Source organism: Pseudomonas sp. PSKL.D1, from assembly GCF_028898945.1.
GTDB lineage: Bacteria > Pseudomonadota > Gammaproteobacteria > Pseudomonadales > Pseudomonadaceae > Aquipseudomonas.
This window is the reverse complement of record NZ_CP118607.1, coordinates 3407052-3422315: the sequence shown is the minus strand read 5'-3', so window position 1 is coordinate 3422315 and position 15264 is coordinate 3407052. Positions and strand designations below refer to the sequence as shown.

The 15264-nt window shown below is 64.7% G+C and carries 18 protein-coding genes; 10 read left to right on the top strand and 8 right to left on the bottom strand.

Annotation, left to right across the window (positions count from 1 at the left end):
* Positions 1 to 84: 84 nt before the first annotated feature.
* The 3 genes from PVV54_RS15225 to PVV54_RS15215 all read left to right on the top strand — a co-directional run bounded on the left by PVV54_RS15225 (position 85) and on the right by PVV54_RS15215 (position 1667).
* Positions 85 to 969, top strand: coding sequence for an EamA family transporter (locus PVV54_RS15225; protein ID WP_274906045.1), 885 nt, complete (start codon positions 85 to 87; stop codon positions 967 to 969).
* Between the two features lie 49 nt (positions 970 to 1018).
* Positions 1019 to 1339: a YbjQ family protein gene (locus PVV54_RS15220; RefSeq protein WP_003258990.1), complete on the top strand. Its 321-nt coding sequence runs from the start codon at positions 1019 to 1021 to the stop codon at positions 1337 to 1339.
* Positions 1340 to 1478: 139 nt separating this feature from the next.
* Positions 1479 to 1667 (top strand): hypothetical protein, encoded by a 189-nt coding sequence (locus PVV54_RS15215; protein WP_274906044.1) that lies wholly within the window; start codon positions 1479 to 1481, stop codon positions 1665 to 1667.
* A 303-nt stretch (positions 1668 to 1970) separates the two neighbouring features.
* Here the strand turns inward: PVV54_RS15215 and PVV54_RS15210 are convergent, their stop codons facing one another.
* Positions 1971 to 2303 (bottom strand): hypothetical protein, encoded by a 333-nt coding sequence (locus PVV54_RS15210; RefSeq protein WP_261940294.1) that lies wholly within the window; start codon positions 2301 to 2303, stop codon positions 1971 to 1973.
* Between the two features lie 262 nt (positions 2304 to 2565).
* Positions 2566 to 3744: a class C beta-lactamase gene (gene ampC / locus PVV54_RS15205; protein ID WP_446731417.1), complete on the bottom strand. Its 1179-nt coding sequence runs from the start codon at positions 3742 to 3744 to the stop codon at positions 2566 to 2568.
* A gap of 119 nt (positions 3745 to 3863) precedes the next feature.
* Between ampC and PVV54_RS15200 the strand changes: the two genes are divergently transcribed.
* Entirely contained in the window at positions 3864 to 4856 is a 993-nt protein-coding gene (locus PVV54_RS15200) for a bile acid:sodium symporter family protein (protein WP_274906043.1), read from the top strand.
* 15 nt (positions 4857 to 4871) lie between these two features.
* Here the strand turns inward: PVV54_RS15200 and PVV54_RS15195 are convergent, their stop codons facing one another.
* Positions 4872 to 5465 (bottom strand): eCIS core domain-containing protein, encoded by a 594-nt coding sequence (locus tag PVV54_RS15195; RefSeq protein ID WP_274906042.1) that lies wholly within the window; start codon positions 5463 to 5465, stop codon positions 4872 to 4874.
* Entirely contained in the window at positions 5452 to 6015 is a 564-nt protein-coding gene (locus PVV54_RS15190) for a TetR/AcrR family transcriptional regulator (RefSeq protein ID WP_274906041.1), read from the bottom strand. Before PVV54_RS15190 ends, PVV54_RS15195 begins: the two co-directional genes overlap by 14 nt.
* An 88-nt stretch (positions 6016 to 6103) precedes the next feature.
* Here PVV54_RS15190 and PVV54_RS15185 point away from each other — a divergent pair, with 88 nt between their 5' ends.
* Positions 6104 to 6835: an SDR family oxidoreductase gene (locus PVV54_RS15185; protein ID WP_274906040.1), complete on the top strand. Its 732-nt coding sequence runs from the start codon at positions 6104 to 6106 to the stop codon at positions 6833 to 6835.
* A 20-nt stretch (positions 6836 to 6855) separates the two neighbouring features.
* The gene (locus PVV54_RS15180; protein ID WP_274906039.1) at positions 6856 to 7449 is read left to right on the top strand and encodes a 2-hydroxychromene-2-carboxylate isomerase; all 594 of its coding nucleotides are present in this window, start codon (positions 6856 to 6858) and stop codon (positions 7447 to 7449) included.
* Positions 7450 to 7567: 118 nt separating this feature from the next.
* On the opposite strand, the gene PVV54_RS15175 is transcribed toward PVV54_RS15180, so the two are convergent.
* The 4 genes from PVV54_RS15175 to PVV54_RS15160 form a co-directional block, all read right to left on the bottom strand.
* Positions 7568 to 8113 carry a cupin domain-containing protein gene (locus PVV54_RS15175; RefSeq protein WP_060507436.1) on the bottom strand — a complete coding sequence of 182 codons (546 nt, stop codon included), beginning with the start codon at positions 8111 to 8113 and terminating at the stop codon, positions 7568 to 7570.
* 79 nt (positions 8114 to 8192) lie between these two features.
* A complete protein-coding gene (locus PVV54_RS15170) occupies positions 8193 to 9392 on the bottom strand; it encodes an MFS transporter (RefSeq protein ID WP_274906038.1) in 1200 nt (399 codons plus the stop codon).
* Positions 9393 to 9479: 87 nt separating this feature from the next.
* Positions 9480 to 10013 carry a cytochrome b gene (locus tag PVV54_RS15165; protein ID WP_274906037.1) on the bottom strand — a complete coding sequence of 178 codons (534 nt, stop codon included), beginning with the start codon at positions 10011 to 10013 and terminating at the stop codon, positions 9480 to 9482.
* On the bottom strand, positions 10010 to 11056 hold the full coding sequence (locus tag PVV54_RS15160) for a catalase family peroxidase (RefSeq protein WP_274906036.1): 1047 nt from the start codon (positions 11054 to 11056) through the stop codon (positions 10010 to 10012). The genes PVV54_RS15165 and PVV54_RS15160 overlap by 4 nt, the downstream gene beginning before the upstream one ends.
* 129 nt (positions 11057 to 11185) lie before the next feature.
* Here PVV54_RS15160 and PVV54_RS15155 point away from each other — a divergent pair, with 129 nt between their 5' ends.
* From PVV54_RS15155 to PVV54_RS15140, 4 genes are all read left to right on the top strand, one after another.
* Positions 11186 to 11707, top strand: coding sequence for a sigma-70 family RNA polymerase sigma factor (locus tag PVV54_RS15155; protein ID WP_274906035.1), 522 nt, complete (start codon positions 11186 to 11188; stop codon positions 11705 to 11707).
* Positions 11704 to 12456 carry an anti-sigma factor family protein gene (locus PVV54_RS15150; RefSeq protein ID WP_274906034.1) on the top strand — a complete coding sequence of 251 codons (753 nt, stop codon included), beginning with the start codon at positions 11704 to 11706 and terminating at the stop codon, positions 12454 to 12456. Before PVV54_RS15155 ends, PVV54_RS15150 begins: the two co-directional genes overlap by 4 nt.
* A gap of 62 nt (positions 12457 to 12518) precedes the next feature.
* The gene (gene ggt / locus PVV54_RS15145; protein WP_274906033.1) at positions 12519 to 14300 is read left to right on the top strand and encodes a gamma-glutamyltransferase; all 1782 of its coding nucleotides are present in this window, start codon (positions 12519 to 12521) and stop codon (positions 14298 to 14300) included.
* Positions 14301 to 14363: 63 nt separating this feature from the next.
* Positions 14364 to 15245 (top strand): LysR substrate-binding domain-containing protein, encoded by an 882-nt coding sequence (locus PVV54_RS15140; RefSeq protein WP_274906032.1) that lies wholly within the window; start codon positions 14364 to 14366, stop codon positions 15243 to 15245.
* Positions 15246 to 15264 lie beyond the last annotated feature (19 nt).

The window sequence follows — 15264 nt, the reverse complement described above, 5'->3', positions numbered from 1 at the left end:
GCCGCAACTGTGCTGGTCCCCTGCAAAGAATTCGCCTTATGCTGTTACGAAATATGTCTAGAACGCCTGAAGAAGGATGCTGCAATGCCGCTCAAGGACCTGCTGATCGCCCTGGTGGTGATCGTCGCCTGGGGAGTCAATTTCGTGGTCATCAAGGTTGGCCTCGATGGCTTGCCGCCGATGCTGCTGGGGGCGCTGCGCTTTCTACTGGTGGCGTTCCCGGCGGTTTTGCTGGTGAAGCGGCCCAAGCTGCCGTGGCGCTGGCTGATTGCCTACGGCATGACCATTTCCCTTGGCCAGTTCGCGTTCCTGTTCCAGGCCATGTACAGCGGCATGCCACCGGGCCTGGCGTCGCTGGTGCTGCAGTCCCAGGCCTTCTTCACCTTGGGCTTCGCCGCACTGTTCCTGGGGGAGCGCATGCGCCTTGCCAGTGTGCTGGGGCTGTTGGTGGCGGCTAGCGGCCTGGCGCTGATCGGCAGTGAAAACAGCAGCCATGTGCCGGTGATTGCCCTGTTGCTGACCTTGTGTGGCGGCGCCATGTGGGGCTTGGGCAACATCATCACGCGCCGCTTCGGCTCGGTGGACCTGGTGGCCCTGGTGATCTGGGGTGGTTTGATTCCGCCGCTGCCGTTTCTGGCGCTGTCGTGGTGGCTCGAAGGGCCAGAGCGGATCGGCCATGCCTTGGCCAACATCGGCTGGAGCTCGGTGCTGGCGTTGGCTTACCTGGCGTTTGTCGCCACGATGGTGGGCTACAGCCTGTGGAGCAAGCTGCTGTCACGCCACCCGGCGGGCAAGGTGGCGCCGTTCTCCTTGCTGGTGCCGGTGATTGGCCTGAGTTCGTCGGCCTGGTTGCTGGGCGAACGGCTGACGGCGGTGCAGGGCTGGGGCGCGATGCTGGTGATGCTGGGGCTGTTGGTGAATGTGTTCGGGCCCAAGCTTGGGCAGCGGCTACGGGCGGCCAGTGCCTGAAGCGTTTGTTAGACTGGGCTCCTTTGCCTGAGCGACGGAGCCTTTGCCCATGATCATTTCCACCACCAGCCAGCTCGAAGGCCGCCCGATTGCCGAGTATTTGGGCGTGGTCAGCTCCGAATCGGTGCAGGGCATCAACTTCGTGCGCGATTTCTTTGCACGGTTTCGTGACTTCTTCGGGGGGCGTTCGCAAACCCTGGAGAGCGCGCTACGCGAGGCCCGCGAGCAGGCCACCGAAGAACTCAAAGCCCGGGCACGGCAGTTGCAAGCCGATGCAGTGGTAGGCGTGGACTTCGAAATCAGCATGCCCTCGGTGCAAGGTGGCATGGTCGTGGTCTTCGCTACCGGTACAGCAGTGCGTTTGAAGTAAGGCGCGCTGCCACTGGTCGGTTCTGCGGGCCGCGGCCGAGCGGTCCACGAATGACCGGCTAGTCTCACTGGCACAGGTCGCGTTTGATCAGGCAAGCCTTCTGCTTGCCGGCGCGGTCGCCACTGAAGGGAGACAGGGCATGAGCGAGTCCTTTTTCGAAGACATGAACGATGCATTCCCCATCAACAGCCAGGTGCGTTGCGGGCAGGCGGATTTTCGCCTGGGCTTCGCGCACATGACCCTGGATGATTCGGAACGGCTGCAGCCTGCGCATTTGCAGCGCAGTAAGAAGGGCCGCTTCACGCCCAGGGTTCCAACGAAAAAGTGAGTTTGCTCATAGAACCCCGCCGGATGGCGGGGTTTTTGTTCGGGGGTGTTTGCCTTGAGGTATTTGTCTTCTGGGAGATCGAGCGCCGCTCGCGCGGCGCATCGCGAATAAATTCGCTCCTACAGGGGCGCGCCAAGGCAGGCAACCATGGCGTAACAGGTTCGGCACGTGTAGGAGCGGATTCATCCGCGATGCGCCGCGCGAGCGGCGCTTGATCTCCCTGGCAACCACCACCTGAAGCCGAAGACCCCAAACGAAAAAGCCCGGCCTAAAAGGGCCGGGCTCTGTAAGTGGTGCGAACCCTCAATTGAGCGGTTCAATCACCTTGACTGCCTGCCGCTCACGGGCGGCGGGCCATTCTTGTTGCAGGGTCTGCAGCACGCGGCCGACGAACTCGGTGTCGGCGGCGGCCTTCTTGCCGACGTAGCCTTGGCCACGGCGGTAGACCTTGAAGCGGGCGCGCATGCTCGGCAGGTGCGCTTCAAATTCATCTTCGACCGTGTTCGGCGGCAGGCGGTCGAGCCGCACTTCGCCGGTTTGGCTTACCCACAGCAGGTGGTCGTCGAGGCTGTCTTTGCGCACGGCGAACAGCTGGGCCAGTTGGTCGATGGTCGGATTGTTGTTCAAGTTCATCATAAAAGCCCCCATTACCCATTTGTTGTTGATTTTCACAGTTGGCGCCACAGGATGTAGCGCGCTACCACGGCTGCTACAGCAGCATCGCAACAGGGGCTTTCTCACGCTGCCTTTTGGACAGTTTCCCGCTCCACGAACGGCCTGCGTTACCGCGCAAGCCGTCTGGAATACCCTTGCCACCGCTCCCGATCGGGGAGACGGCTTCATCATGCACAAGGGTGATGAACGGCGTCAATGGTTTTGTAGTGAATATTTTTTGTCACTACATCTTGTCGGACAATCCTTCAGCGGGGTGCTTTTGCAACAGGGAGAGGATCTGCCAGGCGGCCTGCACGCGCGCCTCGTTCGGGTAGTTACGATTGGCCAGCAACACCACGGCAACGTCCTCGGACGGGATGAACATCGCGTAGGCACCAAAGCCGTTGGTGGAGCCTGTCTTGTTGTACCAGGCATCGCGCTGCGCAGGCAGGGCGGGGCGCAGGGCGGTGGTGGGTTGAGGCTGAAGTACCATCCCTGCGCCGTTGCCGGCCAGCAGGGTATTCAGCGAAACGGGGAGAGGGTAGCGTTCCCAGCCCAACCCCTGAGTCATTGCACCCACCTGGAAGTACCCGGCCTGCGCGATGGCGGCGGTTTTCGCGAATACAGGGGACACCTCGCCAGGGTGCATGTGCAGGCGGGTGTAGCGCAGCAGGTCGCTGGCGCTGGTCTTGATGCCGTAGGCCTCATCGGCAAACGGGCCGGGGTTTACCCGCACCGGCTGGTTGTTGGCGTCATAACCTTGGGCGTAAAGGTGTTGCGCGCTGCGCGGCACCTGCAAGTAGGTATGTTCGAGGCCCATCAGCGGTAACAGTTTGCCGGTCATCAACGTGGCAAAGGGTTGTTGCTGGGAGCGTGCAGCCAGGTCGCCGAACAGCCCCAGGCTCGGGTTGGAATAGCAGCGCTGCGTGCCGTGCGGGGAGACAGGCTTCCAGTTGCGGAAAAACGCCAGCACCTGTTCTGGCGTTTGCACGGCGTCCGGGAACTGCAGCGGTAGGCAGTCAGCGCTATAGGCGCCCAGTTCGAGAACGCTGGCTTTGCCCAGCGGCGCGCCGGCCAGGGCCGTTTGGTAGCGGCTTGCCGGGGCACTGAGGTCCAGCTTGCCTTCGGCAGCGGCCAATGCGGCGAGGGTGGCGGTGTAGGTCTTGCTGAGCGAGCCGATTTCGAACAGCGTATCGGCTGTGACCGGGGTAGCGTCGGCCTTGCTGGCAACGCCGTAACTGAATACGTGCGACTGACCATTGGCATAAACGCCAACTGCCAAGCCGGTGATGCCGTGCGCCTTCATGAGCGGTGCAATCACCTGATCCATGGAGGCCTGCGGCAGCACGGTTGCGTGCGCGGCCATGCCACTTGCCGCAAGGGCCATGGCGGTGAGTAGTGGGATGATGCGAACGGCGGGCATGCAAAGATCCTTTTTCATAAGGTGTCCGTTAAGCGACACCGATGGGGGTTCCGGCGTTAGCAGGAAAAAACCCAGAACCTTATCCTCGCCACCTGCACAACGACAAGACGGAAACTGTTATGAAGTATTTGCGCATGTTGTTCGACAACTTCACCCTGGCCTTGCTCAGTGTGGTGTTCATCGCCACCGTGCTGCCCTGCTCGGGCGACGGCGCGGTGTATTTTGGCTGGCTGACCAACCTGGCCATCGGCCTGCTGTTCTTCCTGCACGGCGCCAAACTGTCCCGCGAGGCGATCATCGCCGGTGCCGGGCACTGGCGCCTGCACTTGTTGGTGTTCTCCTGCACCTTCGTGCTGTTCCCGGTGCTGGGGATGGCGTTCAAGCCTTTGTTCGTGCCGCTGGTGGGCAACGACCTGTATTTGGGTGTGCTGTACTTGTGCGCATTGCCGGCCACGGTGCAGTCGGCCATTGCCTTCACCTCGCTGGCTCGGGGTAACGTGCCGGCCGCCATCTGCAGTGCTGCGGCCTCAAGCCTGCTGGGCATCTTCCTCACACCACTGCTGGTGATGATGCTGCTGGGCGCCAGTGGTGACACAGGTTCCGGCCTTGATGCGGTACTGAAGATCACGATGCAACTGCTGGTGCCGTTCGTTGCCGGGCAGATCGCGCGGCGCTGGATCGGTGCCTGGGTCAAGCGCAATGCGCGCTGGCTCAAGCTGGTGGACCAAGGGTCGATTCTGCTGGTGGTCTACACCGCCTTCAGCGAGGCCGTGGTGACCGGGTTGTGGCACACCGTTTCGCCGCAGCACCTGGCCGGTTTGTTTGCGGTGTGCGGCATTCTGCTGGCGGTGGTGCTGCTGGCCACGCGGCTGCTGGGCAAGGTGCTGGGCTTCAGCCTTGAAGACCGCATCACCATCCTGTTTGCCGGCTCCAAGAAAAGCCTGGCCACCGGCGTGCCGATGGCCCAGGTGTTGTTCGTTGGCAGCGGGATCGGGGCGATGATCCTGCCGCTGATGCTGTTCCATCAAATCCAGCTGATGGTGTGCGCGGTATTGGCGCAGCGCTACGCCAGTCGTGAGCAAGCGGAGCAGGGGGCTGCGGTTTCGTCCTGATCGACACGGGGCAGGCTAGCGCGCCTGCCCCGAACTGCGCTGGCGCAACGCCTTGCTCACCTCGGCCTCGATCGCATAGGCCGGCCCCTCCAGGTCCTCGTAGTTACGGGTATAGCGCCGGGCGAATTCCTCCACTCCCAGCTCCTGATACTGCTGCACATGTTTCAGTTCATGGGCCCAGAGCGCCACGTTGTCCTCGGCATCGCCGGTGTGGCGGAAAATGATCGTGTCGATCAAGGTCACCGCATTCACATCCGGGTTTTGCAACAGCGCGTTGGCGGCGCTGACCTGCTGCTCGTTGCCCACCCGGTAGCGCGCCGCGTCCAGCACCGCAAAGTCGTACCACGGCTCCAGCTGGGCGCGAATGTGCAAGGGAATGGGCTGTGTGCCGTTAGCGGTTGCCTCGTCCCGGGCCTGGCGTAACGCGAAGGCCAGGCTGCCGGAGGCCATGGTTTCCACATCTTTCAGAATCTGCCCTGCCTGCCCGGGGTCGATCGGTGCGCAGAAGCAGCCCATCAGGCACACCTGATACTGCCCGGGCGGGCAGGTTTGTTCGGCCAGTGCCGGTGCGGCGAGCAGCAGCGCCAGCAACCATTCAATCCGCTTCATTCAAGGCCCTGCAAACAAACTGTTGGCTGGCGTGCAGCAACTCGCCCTGCACCTGCTCGCTGGCCAGCATGCGCCCGACCACCAAGGCGCCGACACACTGGCTGATCAAAACCCAGGCCAAGGCTTCGTCGTTCAAGGTCTGGCTCCAGGCCGCATGCAGTTGCACCAGCCAGTGCTCGGCCTCTTCGCGCACAGGTTGTTGCGCGCGGGCAATTTCCACACCCAGCGGCGGCAACGGGCAGCCACCCTCGGCATTGTGCAGGTGGGCCAGGCTCAGGTACTGCTGCAGGCAGCGTTGCAGACGTTCGCGGTCGGCACCTTGCTCGGCCAGGCGCGCCAGCGGGCTGTTGCACAGCTCCTGGCGCACCACTTCGGTGAACAGGTCGTCCTTGGACGGGAAGTGGTTGTAGAAGGCCCCGCCGGTCAGGCCGATGGCTTTCATCAGGCCGGCAACGCCAGTGCTGGCAAAGCCGCCGCGCTTGGCCAGCGCGCCGCTGCTGGCCAGCAGTTTGTCGCGGGTCTGCTGTTTGTGTTCGGTGGAGTAGCGCATGCACAACCTCTTCGCGCTGGCTTGACGTTGGGGGCGATCTTAACATAGCGTTCGTTTACTAAACGATCATTCATCAAAGGAGGCACGCATGGCAGAACAACAAAAAGTGGTGCTGGTGATTGGCGCGGGTGACGCCACCGGGGGCGAGATTGCCAAGCGCTTTGCCCGCGAGGGTTACGTTGCATGCGTAACACGCCGCCAGGCCGAAAAGCTGCAACCGCTGGTGGATGAAATTCGCGCCGCCGGTGGCCAGGCCCATGGCTTTGGCTCGGATGCGCGCAAGGAAGAAGAGGTGACTGAGCTGGTCGAAACCATCGAGCGCGATATCGGCCCGATCGAAGCCTTTGTGTTCAATATCGGCGCCAATGTGCCTTGCAGCATCCTCGATGAGACGCCGCGCAAGTACTTCAAGATCTGGGAAATGGCGTGCTTCGCAGGGTTTCTCACGGCCCAGGCCGTCGCGCGGCGTATGGTCGTGCGCGAGCGCGGCACCATCCTGTTCACCGGAGCTACCGCTGGAACCCGTGGCTCCGCCGGTTTTGCCGCCTTCGCGGGCGCCAAGCATGCGCTGCGCGCGCTGGCCCAGAGCATGGCCCGTGAGTTGGGGCCGCGGAATATTCATGTTGCCCATGTGGTGGTAGACGGCGCCATCGACACGGCCTTTATCCGCGACAGTTTCCCGGAGCGCTACGCCCTCAAAGAACAGGACGGCATTCTGGCCCCGGCCCATATCGCCGACAGCTACTGGTTCTTGCACGCACAGCCCCGCGATGCCTGGACCTTCGAACTCGACCTGCGCCCGTGGATGGAGCGCTGGTAACCCCCAAGGAGTGAGTTGCCATGAGCAAAACCGTAGCGTTCTATTTTGATCTGGGCAGCCCGGCCAGCTACCTGGCCTGGACCCAGCTCCCCGCCCTGTGCGCCCGCCATGGCGCCACCCTGGAGTACCGGCCGATTCTGTTGGGCGGGGTGTTCCAGGCCACGGGCAATGCCTCACCGGCCATGGTGCCGGCCAAGGGGCGTTACATGTTCATCGACCTTGGGCGATATGCCGCGCGGTACGGCGTGCCGTTTACCCTGCCGCCAGGGTTTCCGATCAATACCTTGACGTTGATGCGTGGGGTGTTCGGGGTGCAAATGCGCTCACCTGAACGGCTGGCGCCGCTGCTCGAGGCACTGTTCAACGGCCTGTGGGCGCAGGGGCGCAATTTGGGTGATGTGGCGGTGCTGGACGACACGCTTGGCCAGGCGGGGTTCGACCCGGCGGCGTTTCATGCCTTGGCGGCGGATGTTGAGGTGAAGGCAGCGTTGAAACAGGCGACGGAAGCGGCGGTGGCGCGGGGTGTGTTTGGGGCACCGACCTGTTTTGTAGAGGGGCAGATGTATTTTGGGCAGGATCGGTTGGATTTTGTGGAGGCGGCGCTAGGCCAGTAACGGTATGGCACCGGCTTTGCCGGTGTTCGCGGCTGAAGCCGCTCCTACAAGGGGATGCAGTGCGTGTAGGAGCGGCTTTAGCCGCGAAAGGGCCAGCCCAGGCAGTGCAAGACTTTGATCAGAAATTGGCCGGGGTATTGGCGCTGATGATTTCCGCTTCGTCCTGGCCGATGTTCTTGAAGCTGTGCGGCAGGGTGGTGGGGATGTAGTAACCATCGCCCGAATTGAGGATGCTCACCTGGCCATCGACCCACAACTCCACGGTGCCCCGGGTGACCAGGCCGCATTCTTCGCCCTCGGCATGTACGATCGGCTCGCCCGAGTCGGCGCCCGGTGCATACAGCTCGCGCAACATGCGCATCTGCCGGGCCTCGACACTGGCACCCACCAGCAACATGCGCAGGCCGTTGCGGCCGAGGTCCGGTTGCTCGCTGGCGCGGAACACGAAGCGCTCCTCGCGCACCGGCTCGTCGAAACTGAAAAACTCCGCCAGCGACATCGGGATGCCTTCGAGCAGCTTTTTCAGGGAACTGACCGAAGGGCTCACACGGTTTTGCTCGATCTGCGAGATCGTCGAGTTGGTCAGCCCGCTGCGGCGAGCCAGTTCCCGCTGGGAGAGGTTGTTGCGCTCACGCACCAGTTTGAGTCGTGTCCCCGTGTCCATAGCCGCCTTGTAATCAGAGGTGTCAAAAATAATGGGCAGCGCATTAAAACACACTCTGATCGGTTGCGCGCAGTGCTTGTCAGGGCTGATGTTCACGCGGTGTCGGCCACAGCCCGACCAGCAGCAACAGCACTGCCACCGCCACGAAGGGCAAGCGCGGGTCGACGGCGTAGATCAGCGTCCCTGCCAGCGGCCCGATCACGGCGCCCATGCCTTGCGCAGCCCCTACGGAGCCTGCGGTGGCACCTTGTTCGGATGCCTGCATTGCGTTGGCTGCCAGCGCCGAAAACGCCGGGAACACGAAGCCCATGCCGGTGGCCGCGATGAAGTAGCAACCCCACAACTGCGGTGCGCTGCTGGCCAGGGCGCCACAGGCAAAGCCGACGCCCGAAACGCTGGCACCCACGCGGATCATCTTCAACGGCGGCCATTCCAGCTGGCGCAGCAGCACTTGCGACAGGATCAGCGCCACGCCCACCGTGGTCAGCGCAATGCCGGCGGCCTGGGCCGCTTCGGCGGGGGGCAGTTGCAAGCGGTCAAGGGCAAAAAAGCCCACCACGATCTGCGACACGGTCACGCTGAGCATGGCGCTGAACGCCACCAGCAGCGGCCGGCGCAGGCGCGGGTCGCTCAAGCGCACCGGGCTGGGAGCATGGCGATGGGCCAACGGCTGTGGCTTGAGCCTGAACAGCAACACCACAAAAGCGGCGGCAGGCAGCAGCGACATCACATGGAAGGGCAAACTCAAACTGTGCCGCGCCAGCAGCGCCGCCAACGCGGGCCCCAGCACCAGCCCCACGGCGTTTGCCGCCCCCAGCGAGGCCATGGCCCGGGCCCGGCGTTGCGGTTCGACGTGGTCGGCGATCAGCGCATTGCCGCCCACCGGGATGGCCGCGTAAAAGGCGCCGATGCAACCGCGCGCCAGCATCAGGCCGACGAACGCCACGGTCGCGCCGGGCAGCCAGCGCAGCGCACCTTCGACGAACAGGCACAGCAGCCAGTACGCCAGGGTGAAGCCGGCGCTGCCCAGCAGCAGGATGCGGCGCCGGCCCAGGCGGTCGGCGGCGCGGCCCCAGGGGCGCGCCAGCAGCACCCACACCACGCCCGCCACGGTGACCGCCGCACCGGCTTGCCAGGTGGCCATGCCCAGCAGGCGGGCGATTGGCCCGATCAGTGCGACGAAGGCCATCATCGACATGGTGCAGGCCGTGTTGGCCAGCAATAACGGGCGCAAGTCCAGAGTGCTGGACGGGGTTGCAGGGTCCTTTGCGAGGTTCATCGGGCAGTCCAGGGCAGTTCGGCAGGAAAGTCACGCAGCTTAATGAGCGCCGTTATCGCTTGTCGAGCCTGCCAGGGCGCGGTGCCATCATGGGTTGCGACGCAGAGGGCCGGGCCACATGCTGCGCAGCACGCCATCGCGGCGCACCAGCGCGTGCATCAGCGCTGCACCCAGGTGCACCACCACGGTGGCGAACAGCAGGTAGCCTGCCCAGCCATGGGCCTGGCGCAGTACGGCATACAATTGCAGGTCGTGCGGGGCGATAGCGGGCAACTGCAGCGGGCGCGGGTAGCCCCCCGCCGACAGCATGGCCCAGCCCAGCAGAGGCATGGCCAGCATCAGGCCATATAGCAGCACATGTGAGGCCCCGGCTGCCAGGCGCTGGAGGTAAGGCAGATCGCGCGGCAGCGGTGGGTGCGGCAGCGTCAGGCGCAGCACGATGCGCAGCAGCACCAGGGCCAGCAATGCCAGGCCCGTGGCCTTGTGCAGCTCGATCAGCAAAGGATGGCGCGGTGACAAGTCGCCGACCATGCTCACGCCGATGAACAGCATGGCCAGGATCAACACGGCCATCAGCCAGTGCAGCAGGCGGGCCAGTGGGTGGAAAGCATGGGGCGTCATGGTTTGGCTCCTGTGCCGAGGGTTTCACGGCTGCGGCGGTTGAATGACTCCGAATAGGCGGCCGAACGGGCGGCGAGGATCGGGTCGGCAGAGGGTTCGATGCCGCTGGGCAGGATCAACGGGTCGAAGTTCAGGTCGCGGCAGGCGCCTTGCTCCGGCGCGTCCACCTGCTCGATGACCAGGGTGCCGGCGTCGACCTTGCGGCGCTCGGCCGGCCATGGGCGGGCGGGGTCGTCCACGGCATCGCCGGCTTCGGCCAGCACCAGGCGCAAGGACCAGCGCAAAGGGGCCTGGGCCAGGCGTTGCTGCAGGTCATGTTGCAAGAACTGTTTGTCGTCGACCTGGCCAGGCAGCGGGGCGAATGGGGTTTGCGGTTCCAGTTGCCAGCGTGCCGGGTGGGCCTGGCCTTGGGCGTCGATCAGGCGGAAGGCGTTGATACTGTGATAGGCGGTGCTGGCAAAGCTGTCGCTGGGCTTGTAGCCCGCCGCCCACTGGCGAAAGGCCGCGCTTTCCGGGTGGGCGGCGAAGAAGGCCTGCAGCTTGGCCGGGTCCGGCTTGCCGGTGGCAGGGGCGGGCGCCCCGGCCAGCACCTGGTCGTAAAACCCCTGTGGCGTGCTCACCGCCAGTACGGGTGGGTTGTTCATGCCGGTGCGCCACACTTGGCCATCGTCGGTGCTCAGCTGGATCGCCAGGCTGCGCACGGGGATGCCCGTGTCCGGGGCGAACGGGTTGGCTCCGCCGATGGCGAAACGGCCGATCACGGGCACGCGTTGCTGGCTGAAGGCGCGTGCCGTGGACAGTGCGCCGGCCTGGCCGCTGGGCTGGAAGTAGCCACTCACGCACAAACCCTTGGCGTGGTTTTTCCGGTAGCCGGGGTAGTGGCCGGCCTGGGCCTCGAAGGTGTCGATGATGCGTTGCGGCGTCAGTTGCGGCCCGCCGAGCCAGCCAGCGGCATAGGCAAAGCCTGCGCCCAGGCCCAGCATCACGGCACCGATGCCAGCCAGGCGCAGGGCCTTGGCCGGGCCTTGCAGGGGTGAGGTCATGGTAGTCGTCCGGTTCAGTGAAAGTGCCAGTACGACGGGGCAGGGCAAAACTTATTCCCTGGGCGGGAATAAGTTTTGTTGCCGTGCGTCTGCCCCTACACTGACAACCCCAAGGGCCGGTAAACCGCCATGCACGACCTGGACGAACATCAGTGGCGTGAACTGCTGCAGCGTTTGCGCCGCTTCGCCATCTGGCTCACCCGTGAAGCGGGCAGTGCCGACGACCTGGTGCAGGCCACCGTCGAGCGCGCCTTGAGCCGCCGCAGCCAGCAGCGCGATGCCGAAGCGTTGCGGGCATGGCTGTTCACCATCCTCTATCGCCTGTTTCTGGATGGCAAACGGCGCGATCGCCTGCATGCGCGTTGGTTGTCCTGGTTTGGCCGTGGTGAGCGGGAAAGTGAAGCGGTGGGCGACGCCGTCGAGGATATCGTGCTGGCGCAGGCCGACCTTCAGGCATTTGCCCGGCTGTCGACCGAACAGCGGGCCTTGTTGCTGCTGGTCAGCGTCGAAGGCCTCAGTTACAAGGAGGCCGCCCAGGCCCTGGGGATTCCCATCGGTACGGTGATGTCGCGCCTGTCACGCGCGCGCGGCGCCCTGCGTGAACTGACCGAGGGCCAGCCCCAGCCCCCGGCCGTGCGGAGACTGAAATGACACGCCTGATCCCCACCGAACACGAGTTGCATGCCTACGTTGACGACCGGCTCGAGCCGGCGCGCCGGGCCGAGGTGCAGGCGTGGCTTAGCGCCAACCCCGAGGAGGCCATGAAGGTTGAAGCCTGGCGCAGTGATGCCCGAAGGTTGCGCGCGGCACTGGCAGGGTTGGGTGAACCTGCCGGCGCCCCGCAGCTTGACCTGCGCCAGCTCCAGGCCGGTTTGCGCCAGCGCCGACAGCGTCGCCTGGCCTCTGCTGCCGTTTTGCTGCTGGCGCTGGGCATCGGCGGCGTTGGCGGCTGGCAGGCGCGTCAAGTCACGTTGGCCGGCAACGAATTGCCCATGGCCGATGCCGTGCAGGCCCATCGCCTGTTTGCCGGCAGTGACACGCTGGACATACAGGCCAGCGACCCGACGCGACTGCGCGATTGGCTGGGTAAGCACTTCAGTCGGGTGGGGCAGTTGCCAGACCTGACCGGTTACGGCTTCGAACCGGTGGGCGCACGGCTGTTGAGCAACGAAACCGGCCCGGCAGCCTTGCTGGTGTTCGAAGACCACAAAGGCCAGCGCATCAGCCTGTTCCTGCGCTCGCCCGGTGACCATTACCAGCGCATGCCCCAGGGGCAGCGAGTGGATGGGCAATTGGAGGCGCGCTACTGGTCCCATGGGGCCTACAACTTTGCCCTGGTCAGCGCGGCAGATGATGTGCGCGGGGCCGGCGTGGGGGAGGCGTTGCGGTTGGGGTTGTAGTGCGGGGCCTGTAAGATCGTCGGTCAATCCGGATGACGATAACGATTACAGGCATGTAACTGATGAAGGCACACCCGTTCGCACCCCTGCTCACCGCCCTGAGCCTGGCCGTCAGTTGTGGCTGGGCCGTGGCCGACCAGGCGCTGCCCACACCACCCGAACGCGCCTCTGGCTACCGCAGCGGCCTGCAACCGGCCACGGCCAGCCGGCATATGGTGGCGGCTGCCAACCCGCTGGCCAGTGAAGCGGGGCGGGCGATGCTGCGGGCCGGTGGCAGTGCCATCGATGCCGCCATCGCCATGCAGATGGTGCTGACGCTGGTGGAGCCGCAGTCCAGTGGCATTGGTGGCGGTGGTTTCATCCTGTACTGGGATGGCCAGCGAGTGCAGGCGTTCGATGGCCGGGAAACCGCCCCGGCAACGGTGACTGAAAACCTGTTCCTGCAACCTGACGGCACGCCGATGCCGTTCCGCGCGGCGCAGATCGGTGGGCGTTCGGTGGGCGTGCCGGGGGTTTTGCGTGCGTTGCAGCTGGCCCACGCACAACATGGCAAGTTGCCGTGGCATGCGCTGTTCGCGCCGGCCATTGCCCTGGCGCGGGAAGGCTTCCCGGTGTCTGAACGCCTGCATGCCCTGATCGCGGGCGACCCGTTCATTGCCCGGTCGCCCACCATGGCCCGTTACTTTCTGGATGGCCAAGGCAAACCGCTGGCGGTAGGCACGCGCCTGCGCAATCCTGAACTGGCGCAAACCTTCCAGCGCATTGCCGAGCAGGGCGCCGATGCGTTCTACACCGGCGAGGTAGCCGAGGCGATGGTGGCCCAGGTGCGTGGGCATGCCAACGCCGGGCAGTTGTCGCTACAGGATTTGCGCGCGTATCAGGCCAAGGAGCGCGCTCCGGTCTGCGGCCCCTACAAAGCCTGGCAAATCTGCGGCATGCCGCCGCCGTCGTCGGGCGGGGTGGCGGTGTTGCAGACCTTGGGCATCCTGCAGGCCTCGCAACGCAACCTGGCAGCGCTGCGTCCCCGGGTGAGCGATTCCCCGGCAGGGCTTGAGCCTGCGCCTCTGGCCGTGCACCTGATCGCCGAAGCCGAACGGCTGGCGTTCGCCGACCGCGCCCAGTACCTGGCCGACAGCGACTACGTGCCTGTGCCGGTCAAAGCGCTGACCGCACCGGCGTATCTGGCCGAACGCGCCACACACCTGGGCAAATACAGCATGAACCGCGCTTTGCCTGGCACGCCGGCAGGCGCGGACCTGGCCCTGGCGCCGGATCGTTCCCCCCTGCGCATCGCTACCTCGCACTTGTCGGCTGTGGACGACAATGGCCAGGCACTGGCCATGACCACCTCGGTGGAGTCGGCATTTGGCTCGCACCTGATGGTCAACGGCTTTCTGCTGAACAACCACCTCACCGACTTTTCGTTCATCCCGCAAGAAGGCGGCAAGCCAGTGGCCAACCGCGTACAGCCGGGCAAGCGGCCGCTGTCGGCCATGGCGCCGACGCTGGTGTTTTCGCGCAGCACCGGTGAGCTGGTGGCCAGCCTTGGCTCGCCTGGCGGTTCGCAGATCATTGGTTACGTGAACAAAGCCCTCATCGGCCTGCTGGATTGGCAATTGGACCCGCAGCAAGCGGCCAACCTGCCCAATTTTGGCAGCCGCAACCTGGGCACTGAAGTAGAGGCGGAGCTGGCCAGCCCGGCGCTGATCCGGCAACTGGCCGCTTGGGGGCACGAGGTGACGCCGATGACCATGACCAGCGGCATGCAGATTATCCAGCGTAAGGGCGATGGTTGGAGTGGCGGTGCTGATCCGAGGCGTGAAGGGGTTGCGCTGGGTGACTAGCGTTGCAGGGCAGGATGGCGCGTGATAGAACGCAGTTCTGCCATTCATAAGTTGAATACCCAGATGTCCATCAGCGTGAAATCGAATAGGGCCCTGTTCGACCTCGACCTGCTTCGCGCCATCGTCGTGGTGGCCGATTGCGGCAGCTTCACCACGGCCGCCACGCGCCTGCATTCCACCCAGTCGACCATCAGCCAGAAAGTGCGCCGCCTCGAAGACATGGTGGGCCATCGCCTGCTGGTGCGGGGTAACCGCGATGTGTTGCCCACCGATGCCGGGCAAACACTGCTCGGCTATGCCCGGCACATGCTGGCGCTGAACGACCAGATGCTCGAAGCCCTGGCTGGTGCCATGGTCGGCGTAACCGTGCGGTTGGGCGTGCCAGAGGACTTCGTGGGTGGGCGCACCACCAATGCGCTGTCGGCGTTCAGCCGCGAGCATCCGCAGGTGAAGCTGGAAGTCACCAGCGGTTTTTGCCGCGACCTCAGCCAGGGCTACGACAACGGCGAGCTTGACTTGGTGTTGCTCAAGCAGCGGCGCAACAGCCGCGAAGGGGTGGCGTGCTGGCCTGAGCGGCTGCAATGGATCGACAGCGCGCGCCTGCCGGCTTTCGACCTGGACCCGATCCCGCTGGTGACCTTCCCGCCGCGCGGGCTGTACCGCGATGACATGATTACCGCTATCGAAGCCATGGGCCGGCGTTGGCGTATCAGTTTTACCAGTTCCAGCCTCAGCGGCATCCAGGCGGCGGTGGCCGATGGTATGGGCATCAGCTTGCTGCCGCCGCGGGCCGCGACTGGCGAGCATCGGGTGCTGGGGGCTGCGCAGGGGTTGCCGGAGGTGGACAGCTACGAGATTGTCATTGTCCACCGGCCTACTGCCGACGTGATGGTCAAGGCATTGGCCGCAGTGATGACCCGGTTGTTGGCAGGCGGTGACCTATAGGAGATTACCCAGCCCATTC

Bases quoted from the DNA above. Each gene is read 5' to 3' on its own strand.
- PVV54_RS15225 (WP_274906045.1), top strand. From the start codon at position 85: ATGCCGCTCAAGGACCTGCTGATCGCCCTGGTGGTGATCGTCGCCTGG.
- PVV54_RS15220 (WP_003258990.1), top strand. From the start codon at position 1,019: ATGATCATTTCCACCACCAGCCAGCTCGAAGGCCGCCCGATTGCCGAG.
- PVV54_RS15215 (WP_274906044.1), top strand. From the start codon at position 1,479: ATGAGCGAGTCCTTTTTCGAAGACATGAACGATGCATTCCCCATCAAC.
- PVV54_RS15210 (WP_261940294.1), bottom strand. From the start codon at position 2,303: ATGATGAACTTGAACAACAATCCGACCATCGACCAACTGGCCCAGCTG.
- ampC (WP_446731417.1), bottom strand. From the start codon at position 3,744: ATGCCCGCCGTTCGCATCATCCCACTACTCACCGCCATGGCCCTTGCG.
- PVV54_RS15200 (WP_274906043.1), top strand. From the start codon at position 3,864: ATGAAGTATTTGCGCATGTTGTTCGACAACTTCACCCTGGCCTTGCTC.
- PVV54_RS15195 (WP_274906042.1), bottom strand. From the start codon at position 5,465: ATGAAGCGGATTGAATGGTTGCTGGCGCTGCTGCTCGCCGCACCGGCA.
- PVV54_RS15190 (WP_274906041.1), bottom strand. From the start codon at position 6,015: ATGCGCTACTCCACCGAACACAAACAGCAGACCCGCGACAAACTGCTG.
- PVV54_RS15185 (WP_274906040.1), top strand. From the start codon at position 6,104: ATGGCAGAACAACAAAAAGTGGTGCTGGTGATTGGCGCGGGTGACGCC.
- PVV54_RS15180 (WP_274906039.1), top strand. From the start codon at position 6,856: ATGAGCAAAACCGTAGCGTTCTATTTTGATCTGGGCAGCCCGGCCAGC.
- PVV54_RS15175 (WP_060507436.1), bottom strand. From the start codon at position 8,113: ATGGACACGGGGACACGACTCAAACTGGTGCGTGAGCGCAACAACCTC.
- PVV54_RS15170 (WP_274906038.1), bottom strand. From the start codon at position 9,392: ATGAACCTCGCAAAGGACCCTGCAACCCCGTCCAGCACTCTGGACTTG.
- PVV54_RS15165 (WP_274906037.1), bottom strand. From the start codon at position 10,013: ATGACGCCCCATGCTTTCCACCCACTGGCCCGCCTGCTGCACTGGCTG.
- PVV54_RS15160 (WP_274906036.1), bottom strand. From the start codon at position 11,056: ATGACCTCACCCCTGCAAGGCCCGGCCAAGGCCCTGCGCCTGGCTGGC.
- PVV54_RS15155 (WP_274906035.1), top strand. From the start codon at position 11,186: ATGCACGACCTGGACGAACATCAGTGGCGTGAACTGCTGCAGCGTTTG.
- PVV54_RS15150 (WP_274906034.1), top strand. From the start codon at position 11,704: ATGACACGCCTGATCCCCACCGAACACGAGTTGCATGCCTACGTTGAC.
- ggt (WP_274906033.1), top strand. From the start codon at position 12,519: ATGAAGGCACACCCGTTCGCACCCCTGCTCACCGCCCTGAGCCTGGCC.
- PVV54_RS15140 (WP_274906032.1), top strand. From the start codon at position 14,364: ATGTCCATCAGCGTGAAATCGAATAGGGCCCTGTTCGACCTCGACCTG.